This window comes from Idiomarina seosinensis (assembly GCF_003987275.1).
GTDB classification, from domain to species: domain Bacteria; phylum Pseudomonadota; class Gammaproteobacteria; order Enterobacterales; family Alteromonadaceae; genus Idiomarina; species Idiomarina seosinensis.
Window position 1 is genome coordinate 1,144,251 of the sequence record NZ_PIQF01000001.1, and the last position, 15,529, is coordinate 1,159,779.

At 46.8% G+C, this 15,529-nt stretch carries 15 protein-coding genes; 9 read left to right on the forward strand and 6 right to left on the reverse strand.

Features of this window, described 5'->3' with window-relative positions; genetic code table 11:
- The first annotated feature begins 68 nt into the window (after positions 1–68).
- From pabB to CWI81_RS05460, 3 genes are all read left to right on the forward strand, one after another.
- Positions 69–1,511: an aminodeoxychorismate synthase component I gene (gene pabB / locus CWI81_RS05450; RefSeq protein ID WP_126784262.1), complete on the forward strand. Its 1,443-nt coding sequence runs from the start codon at positions 69–71 to the stop codon at positions 1,509–1,511.
- A complete protein-coding gene (locus CWI81_RS05455; RefSeq protein ID WP_126784263.1) occupies positions 1,508–2,122 on the forward strand; it encodes a CoA pyrophosphatase in 615 nt (204 codons plus the stop codon). Before pabB ends, CWI81_RS05455 begins: the two co-directional genes overlap by 4 nt.
- An 83-nt stretch (positions 2,123–2,205) precedes the next feature.
- Entirely contained in the window at positions 2,206–3,579 is a 1,374-nt protein-coding gene (locus tag CWI81_RS05460; RefSeq protein WP_126784264.1) for an L-serine ammonia-lyase, read from the forward strand.
- A gap of 28 nt (positions 3,580–3,607) precedes the next feature.
- Here the strand turns inward: CWI81_RS05460 and cysB are convergent, their stop codons facing one another.
- Entirely contained in the window at positions 3,608–4,582 is a 975-nt protein-coding gene (gene cysB / locus CWI81_RS05465) for an HTH-type transcriptional regulator CysB (RefSeq protein ID WP_126784265.1), read from the reverse strand.
- A 108-nt stretch (positions 4,583–4,690) separates the two neighbouring features.
- Between cysB and CWI81_RS05470 the strand changes: the two genes are divergently transcribed.
- The 3 genes from CWI81_RS05470 to yciH are packed head-to-tail and all read left to right on the forward strand — an operon-like array spanning position 4,691 to position 6,493.
- The gene (locus tag CWI81_RS05470; RefSeq protein ID WP_126784266.1) at positions 4,691–5,368 is read left to right on the forward strand and encodes a sensor histidine kinase; all 678 of its coding nucleotides are present in this window, start codon (positions 4,691–4,693) and stop codon (positions 5,366–5,368) included.
- A 31-nt stretch (positions 5,369–5,399) separates the two neighbouring features.
- On the forward strand, positions 5,400–6,155 hold the full coding sequence (locus tag CWI81_RS05475) for a hypothetical protein (protein ID WP_126784267.1): 756 nt from the start codon (positions 5,400–5,402) through the stop codon (positions 6,153–6,155).
- 2 nt (positions 6,156–6,157) lie between these two features.
- The gene (gene yciH / locus CWI81_RS05480; RefSeq protein WP_126784268.1) at positions 6,158–6,493 is read left to right on the forward strand and encodes a stress response translation initiation inhibitor YciH; all 336 of its coding nucleotides are present in this window, start codon (positions 6,158–6,160) and stop codon (positions 6,491–6,493) included.
- Here yciH and CWI81_RS05485 read toward each other — a convergent pair.
- Together CWI81_RS05485 and CWI81_RS05490 are read right to left on the reverse strand one after the other, a co-directional pair.
- The gene (locus CWI81_RS05485; protein ID WP_126784269.1) at positions 6,474–8,159 is read right to left on the reverse strand and encodes a PP2C family protein-serine/threonine phosphatase; all 1,686 of its coding nucleotides are present in this window, start codon (positions 8,157–8,159) and stop codon (positions 6,474–6,476) included. The genes yciH and CWI81_RS05485 overlap by 20 nt on opposite strands.
- On the reverse strand, positions 8,159–8,464 hold the full coding sequence (locus tag CWI81_RS05490) for an STAS domain-containing protein (protein WP_126784270.1): 306 nt from the start codon (positions 8,462–8,464) through the stop codon (positions 8,159–8,161). The genes CWI81_RS05485 and CWI81_RS05490 overlap by 1 nt, the downstream gene beginning before the upstream one ends.
- A 108-nt stretch (positions 8,465–8,572) precedes the next feature.
- Here CWI81_RS05490 and CWI81_RS05495 point away from each other — a divergent pair, with 108 nt between their 5' ends.
- Positions 8,573–9,367 (forward strand): response regulator, encoded by a 795-nt coding sequence (locus tag CWI81_RS05495; RefSeq protein WP_126784271.1) that lies wholly within the window; start codon positions 8,573–8,575, stop codon positions 9,365–9,367.
- Positions 9,368–9,418: 51 nt separating this feature from the next.
- Here the strand turns inward: CWI81_RS05495 and CWI81_RS05500 are convergent, their stop codons facing one another.
- Both CWI81_RS05500 and CWI81_RS05505 read right to left on the reverse strand, forming a co-directional pair.
- Positions 9,419–10,723: an amidohydrolase family protein gene (locus CWI81_RS05500; protein WP_126784272.1), complete on the reverse strand. Its 1,305-nt coding sequence runs from the start codon at positions 10,721–10,723 to the stop codon at positions 9,419–9,421.
- A complete protein-coding gene (locus CWI81_RS05505; RefSeq protein WP_126784273.1) occupies positions 10,723–13,803 on the reverse strand; it encodes an amidohydrolase family protein in 3,081 nt (1,026 codons plus the stop codon). Before CWI81_RS05505 ends, CWI81_RS05500 begins: the two co-directional genes overlap by 1 nt.
- Positions 13,804–13,951: 148 nt before the next feature.
- Between CWI81_RS05505 and CWI81_RS05510 the strand changes: the two genes are divergently transcribed.
- Positions 13,952–14,419 (forward strand): c-type cytochrome, encoded by a 468-nt coding sequence (locus CWI81_RS05510; protein WP_126784274.1) that lies wholly within the window; start codon positions 13,952–13,954, stop codon positions 14,417–14,419.
- A gap of 4 nt (positions 14,420–14,423) precedes the next feature.
- Here the strand turns inward: CWI81_RS05510 and CWI81_RS05515 are convergent, their stop codons facing one another.
- Positions 14,424–15,071, reverse strand: coding sequence for a cytochrome b/b6 domain-containing protein (locus CWI81_RS05515; protein WP_126784275.1), 648 nt, complete (start codon positions 15,069–15,071; stop codon positions 14,424–14,426).
- A 76-nt stretch (positions 15,072–15,147) separates the two neighbouring features.
- Here CWI81_RS05515 and CWI81_RS05520 point away from each other — a divergent pair, with 76 nt between their 5' ends.
- Entirely contained in the window at positions 15,148–15,522 is a 375-nt protein-coding gene (locus tag CWI81_RS05520; RefSeq protein WP_126784276.1) for a response regulator, read from the forward strand.
- Positions 15,523–15,529: the final 7 nt, after the last annotated feature.

Genomic DNA, 15,529 nt, shown 5'->3' on the forward strand with positions numbered 1-15,529 from the left:
GCCCTTATGACCAGCCACCAAGGGCTGTGATACACTAAGCAGAATAATCAGATAAGGATGATTTAACGGTGCCCAAGCGTTTACAGTTGTCATGGCAGGAATTTTCCTCACGATTACCCGATCGTGCGCGCAGCGAATCATTAGAGTTAGACCTCTGGGTTAGTCACTGCTTTGCTAAGCATCAACACGAAAACTACTCACTATGGCTTGATTCGGCGGCTGCGGCGCACTCTGATAGCCGCTACCATATCCTCCTGAAGGCGCCTGAGTTTGTATTATCTGCCGACTCACACGGAACCCATTTAACCCAAGCACGCCAGCGCTGGTCAGAATTATTACCGGAGCCGTCAAGCATTGAGCAAACATCGATGTTGGAAGCGGCCTCTCAAATTATGCGACAGTGCCAGCCAAACATTGTAATTAGTAACCCGCAGGAACTGCCATTTAGCGGCGGCTTTGCCGGTATACTGGGCTACGATTTGGGTCGCCAATTAGAAACGCTGCCAGCTGATAATTTAGCAGAATATCAGATACCGGATGCCTGTCTGGGCTTTTATACCGAAGCCCTTATGATTGATAAGCACACCGCTCAGTTATGGGTGCTGGCAGCTGAGGGCAGGCACTCAGATTTAATTGAAAGCTGGTTAAGCAACTCCACCCGTCATACTGAACCGTTCAGGTTAACCTCGAACTGGCAGAGCAATATGACACGCAGCTACTATCAGCGATGCTTTCAACAAGTCAGAAACTATTTACTCGCTGGCGATTGTTATCAAATCAATCTGGCGCAACGATTTCGCGCACAGTATCAAGGCAACGAGTGGCATGCCTACCAGCAATTACGTACGGTTAATGATGCCCCTTTTTCGGCGTTTATGCGACTGCCGGAAGGCTGTATTTTAAGCGTTTCGCCAGAACGTTTTTTAGCCGTTGACAGTAGCGGGCAAGTACAGACCAAACCAATAAAAGGAACTCGCCCCCGCGCTAGCGATACCGAACAAGATGCAGCACAACGTGAGCAACTGCAGGCATCAGAAAAAGATCGCGCGGAAAATCTTATGATCGTTGATTTACTGCGTAATGATTTATCGCGAAGCTGCCAACCCGGTACTATTGATGTCCCTCAGTTGTTCGCCATCGAGAGCTTTCCCGCGGTACATCATTTGGTTTCGACGGTGATTGGTCAACTTAACCCGGATAAGACCGCAATAGATCTTGTCCGGGCTGCTTTTCCCGGTGGTTCGATAACAGGCGCTCCCAAAATACGAGCCATGGAAATTATCGAAGAGCTTGAACCCAACCGGCGCTCTGTTTACTGCGGTTCTATGGCCTACTTCTCAATAGACGGAAATTGTGACAGCAGTATTACTATTCGCACCGTATTAGCAGAGCGCCAACATCTATACTGCTGGGCTGGCGGCGGCTTAGTGATAGACTCTGAAGAGCCTGCAGAATATCAAGAAACATTAGACAAAGTAGCCCGAATTCTGCCGGTACTGGAGTCAGTATGAGCATTAGAAGCCGTGCCGACTTTATTCGCCGTTTTAACTTACACCCACACGCGCCAGTATCGCGGCGAGTCGATGAGCCTCTGCGCAAACGACTGCGACCGGCGGCTGTGCTCATTCCTCTTGTCGAACGGGAGCATGGGTTATCACTTATCTTAACTCAACGTTCAGCGAAATTACGACAGCACGCTGGGCAGATTAGTTTTCCGGGTGGCCGCTACGAGCAACAGGATAAACACCTTTTAACCACAGCCTTACGCGAGACCGAGGAGGAAATCGGACTGCCGCGTGACCAGGTCGAAGTTATCGGACGCCTGCAAGACTATCCGGTATTGAGTAATTTTATGATTCGCCCCTACGTAGGCTTCGTAACTCCCCGACAACCATTAGTTCCTGAGGCTGGCGAAGTTGCTGAAATTTTTGAAGTACCACTGGCGGATATTCTTAATATGAACAATCATTATGCCTATCGAATCCGCAAGTTTATTTACGACCGGGTTTATTTTATTCCCTGGCAACACCGCAATATCTGGGGCGCAACCGCAGGTATACTGAGAGAGCTGGCCGAACAACTACAACCAGAATACCGACAGCAGGTCAGACCGCTAAATTAATTACGCAGAAATCTTGCCAAAACCCTGGCTCTCCATGCGACAATAGCTTGTAAATACATTTTATATAAAGACAGGTCCCACTAATGATCAGTGTTTTTGATATTTATAAAATTGGTATCGGTCCTTCCAGCTCTCATACCGTTGGACCTATGCGCGCAGCCTACGAATTTCTGCGAGCAGCCCAACAGGCTGGCCATATTGAACAGGCGGACGCGGTAGAGGTTGAACTGTTTGGTTCTCTTGGCCAGACCGGTAAAGGTCACGGCACCGGCAAGGCCGTTATTTTAGGTTTAGCTGGCGAGTTACCGGAGACTGTCGACACCGACAACGTCGAAAATTTCTTAGCCAAAACTAACGACACCCAAAAACTCAATTTGCTGGGTGAATATGAAGTTAATTTTCCTCGCGAAGGGGCTATTATATTTCATCGCCGCAAAACAATGCCAAAACATGCCAATGCGATGGAATTACGTTTGCTGAAGAATAATGAGGTGGTGTACAAAGATCTTTACTACTCGATTGGCGGTGGCTTTATCGTTCGCGACGAAGACTTTGATGAAACTTTAGAAGAAGCTATCGAGCAGTCCAGCAAACCCATTCCCTACCCATTTGATACCGCTGCAGAATTACTGCAACACTGCGATGAGCATGGACTTCGCATTAGCTCGTTAATGATGGCTAACGAGAAGGTATTTCGATCAGAGTCTGAAATACGCGAAGGTTTGCTGAAAATCTGGAAAACCATGCAGCAAAGCATCGATAACGGCATCACCACCGAGGGCATTTTACCCGGCGGCTTAAAAGTAAGACGTCGCGCATCAGCACTCTATCAGCGCCTGAAAAAAGAAAAAACCAGTGAACCGATGCAATTTATGGACTGGGTCGATTTGTTTGCACTTGCTGTTAATGAAGAAAATGCAGCCGGCGGCAGAATTGTAACTGCGCCAACGAACGGTGCAGCAGGCATTATTCCAGCAGTAATGAGTTATGCCGACAAGTTTATCGAAAAACTCGATGATGATGCTGTGGTTCGGTTCCTGCTAACCTCAGCAGCGATCGGTATTCTTTACAAGAAAAACGCATCAATTTCGGGCGCCGAAGTTGGCTGCCAAGGCGAAGTCGGCGTAGCCTGTTCAATGGCAGCTGGAGCATTAGCAGAGTTTACCGGAGGACCACCATCGACCGTTGAAAATGCCGCGGAAATTGGTATGGAGCACAATTTAGGACTGACCTGTGACCCCGTCGGGGGCCTGGTGCAGGTACCATGCATTGAACGCAACGCAATGGGCGCAATAAAAGCAATTAATGCGGCGCGTCTGGCCATGCGTGGCGATGGCAACCACAAAGTATCTCTGGATAAAGTTATAAAAACAATGTGGGATACTGGCAATGATATGAAAACCAAATACAAAGAAACCGCCCGTGGCGGTCTTGCGGTTAATATTATCGAATGCTAATGAATTTAGTCGGCAGATTACCGACGCTTTAAAGCGTCGGTAATTGTTGATGAGCAAACAACTGCTCAATTTCCTCGTGAGTCTTTAAGCGCATTGCTTCTTCTACTTTAGACTTGGTCAAATGCGGTGCGAAGTTCTCGATAAAGTCGTACATATACGTTCGCAAAAAGGTGCCGCGACGAAACCCGATTTTGGTGGTACTTGGATCAAACAAGTGATGTGCAGGAATCGCCACTAAATCTTTATCTTCATCCGCGTTATAAGCCATACTGGCGACCACACCAATACCTATTCCCATACGCACATAGGTTTTGATTACATCAGCGTCGGTTGCAGTAAATACAATTCGTGGCTCCTTGCCCGCCCCTGCGAACGCTTTATCGAGCTCGGAACGACCGGTAAAACCATGAACGTATGTTACCAACGGATAATCTGCAATATCAGCAATAGCCAATTTGCTAACCTGCGCTAAAGGATGATCTTTTGGGACAATAATAGAGCGATTCCAGTGATAACACGGCAGCATGATCAAATCCTGGTACAAGTGCAGAGCCTCAGTTGCAATTGCAAAATCGGCTCGCCCCTTTGCAGCCGCTTCGCTAATTTGCTGGGGGGACCCCTGGTGCATATGCAAAGAGACTTTTGGATACTGTTGAATAAAACCTTTGATTATCGAAGGCAGCGCATAACGAGCCTGAGTATGGGTGGTCGCGATATTGAGCTTGCCACAATCTGGTTGGTTATGTTCTGACGCTACCGCTTTAATAGCGTTAACCTGCTCTAATACATTCTGAGCAATATCGATAACTTCTTGCCCGGCAGCAGTAATATGCGTTAAATGCTTGCCAGTACGGCCAAATATCTGGATACCCAATTCGTCTTCCAACATTCGGACTTGTTTGCTGATACCGGGCTGCGATGTAAACAAACTCTCTGCCGTCGAAGATACATTTAGGTTGTGATTCATCACTTCGACAATGTACCGTAGTTGCTGTAATTTCATACCTAAGCTACCTGATGTTGCCGCATTGGTTTATACCAAACTGGTTTATGCCAAAATAGTATAGTAATTTAATTATCTATGCCAATAACTAAATATAGTTCGACAATTATGAACCGTGAAATTGACTTTTCTACCGTACTGGCCAGTTCTGTGCACGATATGAAGAACTCGCTGGCGCTAGTACTACAACAGTTAGAGAACGTTGCAGAAGAAACCCAGGATTTAACGGTTGGGCCCAAGGTGGCTCAGCTTTACTACGAGGCGCAGCGAATCAATTCAAATTTGGTTCACCTATTACACTTATATCGTTATCAACAACAAAATAGCTCGCTTAACGTCGACTGTCATTATGTTGATGAAATTGTCGAAGAGTTGGTAATGAATAACCAGCTCTACCTGGAACAAAAAGCGATAACTCTTGAAGTTAACATTAGCGAGGACTGTTACGTTTATTGCGACCGGGATCTTATCATTAACCTGCTGAATGACATTGTCATTAATGCCATGCGATATACCGCCGATAAGTTAGTTATTACAGCAGTGCATCGAGATGACGGCCAGGTTACTGTCGAAATAGCCGATAATGGACCGGGTTACCCAGAACAAATGCTTGCCGCAGTGACAACCGCTTTAATCGAGCCTAATGAAAGCTCCAGAACAGGACTGGGCATTTATTTTGCTCAGCAAATAGCAGCGGCACACCAACGCGCGGGGAAAAAGGGTTTCATTGAACTGGAAAATGGCGGACACTTAGGTGGCAGTGTGTTTAAATTAACTTTGCCTTAAAAATAAAAAATATGAGACAACCGGAAAACGCATGTTATACACCATCATCATTTCGCTGATAATTTTACTAGCGATTTTGGCGATAATGATTGGCGCTGTTCAGCAGCACAAACAAAAGCAGGATATCGCCCGCCGTCAGAAGCTCGCAAAGTTTCGCGCGGCACTGGAGCAAGTTGAAGACTTGTTAAATATGGCCAGTTACTTTCCAATCGGTAAGTCGATGCTGGCCGTACTGAATTCGCGTGCGCGTGAGTTACTGGCAAATATGAACGACGTTAGTCCAAGCAACGATTATAAAGAACGCATCAATGATTATGATCAGCGGTTACAGCAAATGGATCGTTCTGACACCTCACTGATTACAGAAGAGTTTGAATTACCTCATAACGACAAACAAATTATTGCCATGATCAATGCGCTTAAAAGACTGCGCAGCGCATTACGTTCAGAACACGCTCGCGGCAAAGTTGATAGCCACGTTTACACCACTGAAGACGCGCGCTTACAAAAACTACAACTGAAAATTAGCGTAGAAACACTGATACGTCGTGGCCAGAATGCCTATCAGGGTCAAATGCTGGGTTCTGCGCGGCAATACTATGAAAAAGCCTTACGTTCGCTTGAGGACCAAAATTACAGCGACGAATATATAGATGAACGGCAACAAAGCGTCAGTCAGGCATTAGAACAAATTACCAGTGAACTGAAAGACGTTAATTCGCGTGATGCTGCCAACCGCAAGCAAGATGAATTAGAAGAATTATTTCAGCCGAAAAAGAAGTGGTAGGAATGAGTGACTGGAAAGACCAATTAAGCCAGGTCGTCTATTCGACCGAACAAGGCAAAATAGACCCTGAGCCCGAACCTGAGGAGATCCCTGAAGGAGATGGAGTGGTCCGCCTTCAACGACAAACAAAGGGCCGTAAAGGTAAAGGCGTAACCATTGTCTCTGGTATTGCGAAACCTCAACAGGAGTTAAAAACGATTGCTAAAAAGCTTAAACAGTTTTGCGGTGTTGGCGGCGCGGTCAAAGACTATGAGATTGAACTGCAAGGCGACCAGCGTGACGCCGCCGAACAATGGCTCAGCAAACAAGGTTACCGCGTTAAACGGGCGGGCGGCTAACGTCGTACTGAACAAATAAGCGCTGACCCTGTCGCCGCCACTCGACCTTATCCGCAAATGTCTCAACCAACTGTAAACCACGACCAAACAGTTGTTCCTCACAGCTTTTTGGGGGCCCATCCGCGTTACCGGTGGTCATATAGGGTCGCTTTCCGTTTGATCCAATTTCAAAGTTAACCATTTTTGAAGTTGGGTCATAACGAATCACTAGTTCGATTTTAAAGTCAGCGTATTTATTCAGCCGCTGCTCACGTTCCTGATAGTAACGCTCGAACCCCAACTGCTCTTTTAAGCCCGAATCCAGCTGCAATACATTATGGTCTAAGATATTGTTAAAACACTCTGCAAACAACAAATACAACGTTGTTTTGTGTGGTTTTAGAGCATCGAGTTTACCCAATGAGTCAACCAGCTGCTGCACCGGATCTAGACGATCCATCTCAGCTTTACCAATATCTATCTGCAACGTAAATGGCAGGTGGTTATGCGCTACCTGTTCCTGCAGCTTTGGCGCCGACTCGTTACTAAACTGCATTGCAATCAATGAAATATCGTCTTGGTCCTGCTGTCGAAAGGCCAGATCCTGCAACTGCTCACGGACCGAATCAAAGCCCTGCTTGCCGTTTGACTGCCAGGCTTGCGAGAGCATCGATAAAAAGCCTTTTTCGCCTAACAGTTTGCCGGGTTGCACTTCCATCTCAACCACGCCGTCCGTAAACGCGACTAAGAAATCATCCGGCCGCACAAATATATGCTCTACCTGACTGTCGAACTGCTGCATTGGTAAAATCCCCAACGCCATGTGCCGCGGCTGTAAATAATGCTCAATATGACCTTCTTTATTCATCACCACGGCGTCTGGAATACCGCCATTCCAGCAAGTCAGTCGTTCACCGCCGGGCGAAATTTCAACGATCAAACCAGCGCAGAACATATCGTCCGGTAGCAAGTTAATCAGCCGCCGATTAAACTCAGTCGCCATATCGCTAACCGATAAGCCGCGCGCTGCCATACCAAAAAATGCCTGCGATATAGGTAAAGTACCGGTGGCCGGCGCTAGACCATGACCTGTAAAGTCGCCTAAAAATAAATAATAGTTGCCAAACGGACCTTGTTTGCCCAAACAGAGATCACCATTAAAGGTGGAGGCGGAGCGCAAAAACGTTTGAATAAAGGGTTGCTCCAGCTCGTTTTCACGCAATGCATTGCGCAACATGTGCTGGACGATGTTTTGCTCACGCTCCATGCGATTGGAATGCCAATTTAATGTTCTATTTTTTTCTGCCAGCGAGTAACTTAACTCTCGCACCCGCGCATGCGCATTAATTTTTGCTTGCAATACAACCGGCTCAAAAGGAATGCTTAAGAAATCATCGCCACCTACCTGCAAACATTTCAGCAATGTATCTTTTGCATCCAGTGCCGTAATAAAAATAATAGGAAGGTGAACATTACCGCTCAATTGTTTCAACTTAGGAGCGGTCTCAAAACCATTCATGTGCGGCATCATGACATCGAGCAGAACAATTTGGGGCTGAAACTGTTCAAATACATCAAGCGCCAGCTGTCCGTTATCAACGCAACAAACCTCATGGCCAATGCCGGTTAATAACCCCTCAAGCATAATTTGATTGGCTTTTTGATCATCTACAACCAGTATTTTCATCAGCTAATCGTAAACATCTTATCGAATCGAGAAATATCTAATATCCGCTTAACCTCTGGTCGGGCATTAATTAATTGGATCCCGCGCACACTGCTGCCCAAAGATTTTCGCATATTCAGTAACATACCCAGCGCAGAGCTATCTAAGTATTCGGTTTCGCGTAAATCTATAATTACCGTTGGCTGAGTCTCACCAATGTGACTATAGGCCTGCCGGAATTCCTGCACCAGGCTAAAGTCAAACTTGCCTTTAATAGCTATCACTAATTGCTTCTGATCAGTGGAAAACTCTCTTGTTACGCCCATGACAACCCCTTACTTTACGTTTATTTGTTTTAGCATATATTTTTTTGATTGAGTTTGTCTGCTAAATCCCATAATCTTTTCGCATCATTAATTAACTTTCACTCAATTATGTCTGTAGCGCTAGACCAACTAAGAATTTTGTTGGTAGAACCCTCCGATGTGCAACGCAAGGTCATTACTCAACACCTTAACCAAGCGGGGCTTAAGCAAACCCAGGGGGCATCGACTCTGGACCAAGCTAAAGCATTAATGCAAAGCTGGCAACCAGACATCATTACCAGTGCCATGTATTTCGAAGACGGTACCGCGCACCAACTTATCGATTATGTACATGAGCATCAGCTGCAAGACACGGTGCATTTTATGCTGGTATCGAGTGAGCATCGTGCTGATCAGCTCGAGCAGTTTAAACAAGCAGGCATTGTCGCCATTTTACCAAAGCCTTTCTCACCCGAACAGCTGCAGCGGGCTATTACTGCAACCGTCGATCTGCTCGAACCCGACTACTTGCAGCTCGACTTGTACGACGTTGAGGACTTACGGGTACTGATTGTTGATGACAGTATCACTTCGCGTCACGTACTACGACGAGTGCTGGAGAACATGGGCGTTGAGCATTGTGTCGAAGCAGAAAATGGTCAGCAAGCGATTGATATTCTAAATGAACAGCAATTCGATCTTATTGTAACCGATTTTCACATGCCACAGATTAATGGCAGTGAGTTGGCACAATATGTCCGTAATAGCTCGGCTCATTCACACACGCCACTATTAATGGTAACCGCACGGGCTAACGAGCCGCAATTGGCAAATGTCAAACAGAGTGGTGTTGATGCACTAACTGATAAGCCATTTGAACCGGCGACATTGAAAGCGATTTTAAGTAAGCTGCTCGATCGTTAAAGATAAAAAAACCGCCCATCAAGAGCGGTTTTTATTAATTATTACTAACGACTATTTCGCCGGCTTCTGCTGATATTTTTCATACAGTTCAGTATGCCGGCTTTCCAGCTCTACTTTACGCCCATCAATAAATAAATGGGTTAGATCCTGACTAATTGGGTCCAGCAAGTCCCCTTTCGAAACGCTGAAAGATGCGCTCTTACCAACTTCAATGGAGCCTAACCGATCTGCCACACCAAGAAACTCTGCTGGTTTCAGGGTGATGGCCTTTATTGCCTCGTCGACTCCAAGTCCAAATGCAACTGACTGGCCTGCAGCAAAGGGTAAATTACGAACATCCCAATAACCCGGATAGGCGATTGCAAAATTAACTCCGGCTTCAGCAAGCTTCGCTGGCGTGGAGAAAGCTTGATCGTAACCTTCATCATCACGCGCTGGCAGACCATATGGAGAGCCGAACACAACTGGTGTTTGTGTTTCAGCTAAACGCTCTGCAATGCGCCATGAATCACGAGCCCCCATGAGCACCAATTTAAAACCATACTCTTGTGCGAGATCTAACGCCTGTTCCAGCTGCCGCTTGTCTTCGGCCTGCACAAACAGCTTTTTACTTCCATCGAATAAGCCCAACATAGCTTCCCAACGCTGGTCCTGTTCAATGTTTAAGTCTGCCTGCTTCGCATCGTAGTATGCTTTCGCATCAATAAACACTTGCTTTAAGTGTTTCAGCGCTTTAGCGTTTGCTTCTCGTTGTTCTTTTGGCGAACGCCGTTCCCACCAGGTATCCACAATATAGGTGCGAGGCCAACTGACATGGACGCCCAACTCAGCACTCACTAAGCCATCTTCCCAGTTCCAGGCATCCAACTGCATCAACGAAGATTGGCCAGTTACTAGAGAACCCTCCGGCACCACTTGTGCGTGGGTAATACCATGATAGCGAACGGTCGGAATAATTTCCGAATCGGCGTTATAGGCAATATGCCCCGCCACTTCTGGAGTAACTTCGCCGACCTCTCGAGCATCGCGAGTAGCCCGCACTGCCTCTATTTCGTTAAGCCCTAACGTAGTATCCATTGCAATAACGCCTGGATAGACATGTTGCCCTGAGATATCGACAACCTGGGCTTGTGCCGGAACATCAACATCCTTACCAATGGCGGTAATTTTACCGTCGCTGAAGACCAAATCGGTATCCGTTAAGGTACCGTTTGCCACCGTGTGCAAGGTTCCACCCTGCAGCACTATCGGCTGTTGTTGCTTTTCACCAGGTACCTGGTCATTCGCTAAAGCCGTTGGCGCCGCCACCAGTGTACTGAGCACAGCAGCAGCTAATGTATGAGTCAAGTATTTCATTAGTGTTTTCCTCCGTGGCTATGCGCGCCTGCTGCAAAATGATCAAGCCAGACATCGTGATCGGTATTGCAATGCCAAGTTGGCTGGTCTTCTTTATACACGTCATCAGCGCCGATCATAGCTTTATCGCCAGCGGCCAGAACCTTCTGAATCAGTGCATTTTTCTCAGCCTGAACCTGTTGTTGAAGTTGTTCGTCCAACTGACGATCGAAGTATTTACGACCGTTAATCCAGGTTTGTTGCGCCCGAGCATAGGCACTTAATGGATAATTATTCCAAAGCACAAAGTCGGCGTGTTTACCTTCCTCGATGCTCCCTACGTACTGTTCAACTTTGAGTTGTTTAGCAGGATTAATGGTGACCATTTTTAACGCTTCGTGTGGATCCATACCACAATAGCGAACCGATTTTGCCGCTTCTGTATTCAGTCGCCGTTGCAGGTCATTACTGTCCGAATTAATACTGGTCAATACGCCGCGCTCATTCATTAAGCAGGCGTTGTGCGGAATTGCATCGTACACCTCAAACTTATAAGCCCACCAGTCGGCAAACGTAGAACCACTAGCGCCATGTGCTGCCATTTCGTCAGCGACCTTATAACCCTCTAAAATGTGGGTAAAGGTATCCAGGGTAAAGCCAAAGTCTTCCGCCACTTCCATCAACATCAAAATTTCTGAAGCAACGTAAGAATGAGCGTGTACGAAACGATCACTATTTAGAATCTCGATTAACGCATCCAGGCGCTTATCGGGTCGCGGAGCTGCCTGCTTTGATTTTTCTGAGCGGCTTAACCGTTCATAGGCCCGTTGTTGCTGTTGATATTCCAGTGCTGCCTGAAAGCCATCACGCATGATTGTCTCGACACCCATACGAGTCTGCGGATAACGAATTGTCATATCGTCACCCCAGTTGCTTTGTTTGACGTTTTCGCCTAAAGCAAATTTGATGCTTTCCGGCGCTGCGTCAAATTTCATCAAGTCGGCATTAGCACCCCACCGCAGCTTTATCACCTGCGCTTGTCCACCGATTGGGTTAGCCGAACCATGTAGCAACTGTGCCATCGTCGCGCCACCCGCTAATGAACGGTAAATATGGATATCATCGGAATTAACAACATCACCAATGCGGACCTCTGAAGTAATTGCTTCGGAGCCTTCGTTGACACCGCGATCAATAGCAATATGCGAGTGTTCATCGATAATGCCGGGGGTCAGATGCATACCGGACCCGTCGATGATTAAATCAACATTGCCGGCGTTGATGTTTTTACCAACTTCGGCAAATTCGCCATTGCGAATGAGTACATCGGCACCCTCTAAAATGCCGTCGCTTGTTGCAGTCCATACCGTCGTGTTTCGAATCAACACATCCTGACGTTCCGGTAAACCATTAACTCCATAAGCAACATTTGGGAAGGTCAAGTCACCGACATAATCAACCTCTGTTTCCGTCAATTTCTGGTCGTTTGATTCGGCGGCCGAGTATTCAGCGGTAAGTTGCTGTTCCTGACCGTTTGGTGCTTTGGCGGTCAGAGTGAATTGTTGCTGTGCGCTGGGAGCTAATTTGAATCGCCAGGTGCCGGCAGGTTCAGCCTGTGGCAAATCAGCAACAAACTGCATCTCATCGTGTTCGCTGGCAACATGACGTAACTTAATGTTCTCTTCACCCCAGGTGAATTCACCACCAGCGGTAGGCTCTGCGGTTATGTTTAATGCGACAGCAGTGCCCTGCCAGTCAATTTGATAATCACCGGCAAAATTGACCTCATGGCGCGGCAATAACTCCTGCTCTTGCCCCTGCGTCCAGACAGATTGAATAACACCGTCTTCAAACACGTCACCTTTTACCATGACAAAGTCAGCCATATAGCCACTACTCAGCTTGCCAACTTTTTCCTCAACCCCGGCAATGGTTGCCGGAATAGTGGTTAAGGCTGCTAGCGCCTGCTCTTTGGTTAAGCCGTGACGGATAGCTTTTTTAACATTCGGCCAGAACGAATCTGCTTTATCGAGGCCATGCATTGTTAACGCAAAATCAACTCCGGCTTGTGCCAGCATTGCAGGGTTAGCCGGTGCTCGTTCCCAGTGACGTAACTTAGCCAAGTCGACGTCCAAGTGTGCATCTACCCCAGAGACATCAGGCGCCGCTGGGAAATTTAATGGTAAAATTAAGCGACTGCCGGCGTTTTTCACATCATTTAGCCGTGCATACTCATAACCCGAGCCAACATATACCGTCGGTACTTCAAACTGGTCAAACACAGAGTCGGCACGTAGCAAGGATTTTTCATCCTGAACTTTAAATACGATGCCGGTCTGTTCTATATCAGTCAGCGATTCGAGCGCGGCATTAAACTCCACCGGACCATTCTGCGCTTGCTTACCTTGCGCCTGCTGGTACCAATTCGCGTCTGACAGAGTTTGCCTGACCAATGCAATACTACCCATTAATGAACTCGGGTACTGCTGCTGTGATTCGCCTTTGTCAAACGAACCAAAATGCCGGCTCTTCGACTGATAAATAACATCGTTGGGTATTTTGTCTGCTAAAGAGACCGTTAACGCACGCCCCTGAAAAATGCCATCTAGCCGAGCCGACTGGACGCTAGTGAAGCCCGCGTCAATATAGGAACGAGCAGCTTCGCTATCCGTTTTAAACTGACTGTACCAATTTTGTTCGGCATGAATAGCGTCATTGGCCGCGTTACCACCTTCCCGTTCATTATTATAAATTGGAGCATCGGGACGCGATGTTTTCTCAGCTTGCGGCACACCATAATTTGCATAGGCGTCAATAAATCCCGGATACAAGGTGTAGCCGGTAGCGTCGATAATGCGGGCACCCTCAGGAGCACGATTATTTTGCTGCACCGATACTACTTTACCGTCTCTTATTACTAGGGTGGCGTTACTAACCTGCTTTCCTGGTTCCGTAACCACCGTCGCATTTTGCACTGCGATCAGACTCGGCGTATTATCTCGCATACCGTTTGTGCGAGAAGTCTGATCAGCTACTGCCGAGGCCGAAAACGCGGTGGTAAACGCTAACGCCAAAGCACTCAACTGATGCTTAGTTTTCATTCTTGGTTCCCCGTTTGTTATTAATTAGTAGGGTTTTAACCCACTTCCCCAAACTATTCGTATTGATGTAAAGTAACAAGTGTTAACCGATAGATAGTGTGAAATTATCGTTAAGTTTCACCAACAATAACAACTTAAGGAAGTTATTATGAGAAACCTGATTATTGCTACTACTGCGGCTTTAATAAGTGTTGGCTTAACTGCCAGTGCTAATGCTGACAAACACGCCTTTAATGACGCAGAATCTGCTGTCGATTATCGCCAAAATGCACTGTCTATAATGCGCGATAATTTTGTCGCAATGGCAGAAATGGTAAAAGGCGAAGTGGAGTATGACGCTGCGATTTTTAGCCAGCGCGCCGATGACTTTGCTCGTTTGAGTCACATTCCCTGGGATGGCTTTTCCGTAGAAGGTGCAATGCCCGGTGAAAACACCGATGCATTACCTGAAATATGGGACAACTGGGATGATTTTAAACAGCGCAGTGAAGACTTTATCCAGGGCGCTGAGCAATTAGCGACTGTCGCCTCCACCGGCTCAATGAGCGATATTGCACCCGCCTTTAAAGAGGCAGCCAAAAACTGTAAAGGCTGCCATGATAACTATAAAGATTAGTTGGTTACTTAAGCACTAAGGTTAAAATAAACCAGACTGCAACTGTCAGCAGTATCGCCTGCCAACCGGACTTTAGTGACGGTTGTCGGGCCTTACTGTTACGATAACCCGTAATCATAGCACTCAGTAACGGCACGCCCATCAAGCGATACACAACAACTGCCAGAACATGCAATCCAACAATGGCCAGGATGTAGTCAAATTGAGCTTTATGCCAGTCTGTCAGCCAAGCAGCGGTATCTGAACTAACATATGGGTTGAGTGGTCCGGAAAATAAAATTCCATCAGTACTGAATAGTCCAGTAATAATTTGCGCAACTAACAACGTCAGCATAGCCACGATTGCCCAGCTGCCGGCGCTGCTGTGCGTATTCCCGTTTTGATAACGACGCCGGAATAAGCTTGAAAAATGCGCTGGAATTTTAGCCGGGTTCTGGACAAAGTAACTAAACCGGGCATTTTCACTGCCGAACAACCCCCAACCAATTCTGACAATTAATAAAGCGGCTAAGACTATGGCAAACTCAATATGCAAAGACATTTCGCCATTTTTTCCACTCCACCAAAGAGCTCCAAACAGCCCAACCATGACCCAATGATACAAGCGAATAAAGCTATCCCACACCTTAATCCTTGGTCTGCTACTGCTCATCACCACTCTCCTCCGTACTAGGCAAATAAAACCGACAATGCTAGGGTAAAGGTATTGTAAGAAAAACGGTAGTTGTATGAGTGATAATAACCGAATAACGGTATTAGTGGCTGATGATGACGTTATCAGCCTGGAAGTTTTTAAAGCAATGCTAAGTCAACATCAAGTCGATGTAGTGACTGCTGAAACTGGCGAGCAGGCATTAGCGGCTTTGCGACAACAGCCCCAGCTAATATTTCTTGACTATGAAATGCCTGATATGTCGGGTGCTGATGTTTGTCGTCAGATACGCCAATATGAGCAATTCGCAACGGTTCCTGTAATAGCTGTAACCAGCCATCAAAGTGCAACTGAAATGGACGCGTGCCGCGCGGCAGGTATGAACGCGACCTTGCACAAACCGGTTGCACCCGATGCTTTGAGTGAGTTAATTCAACAGTTTAGTAATTGATTATTGA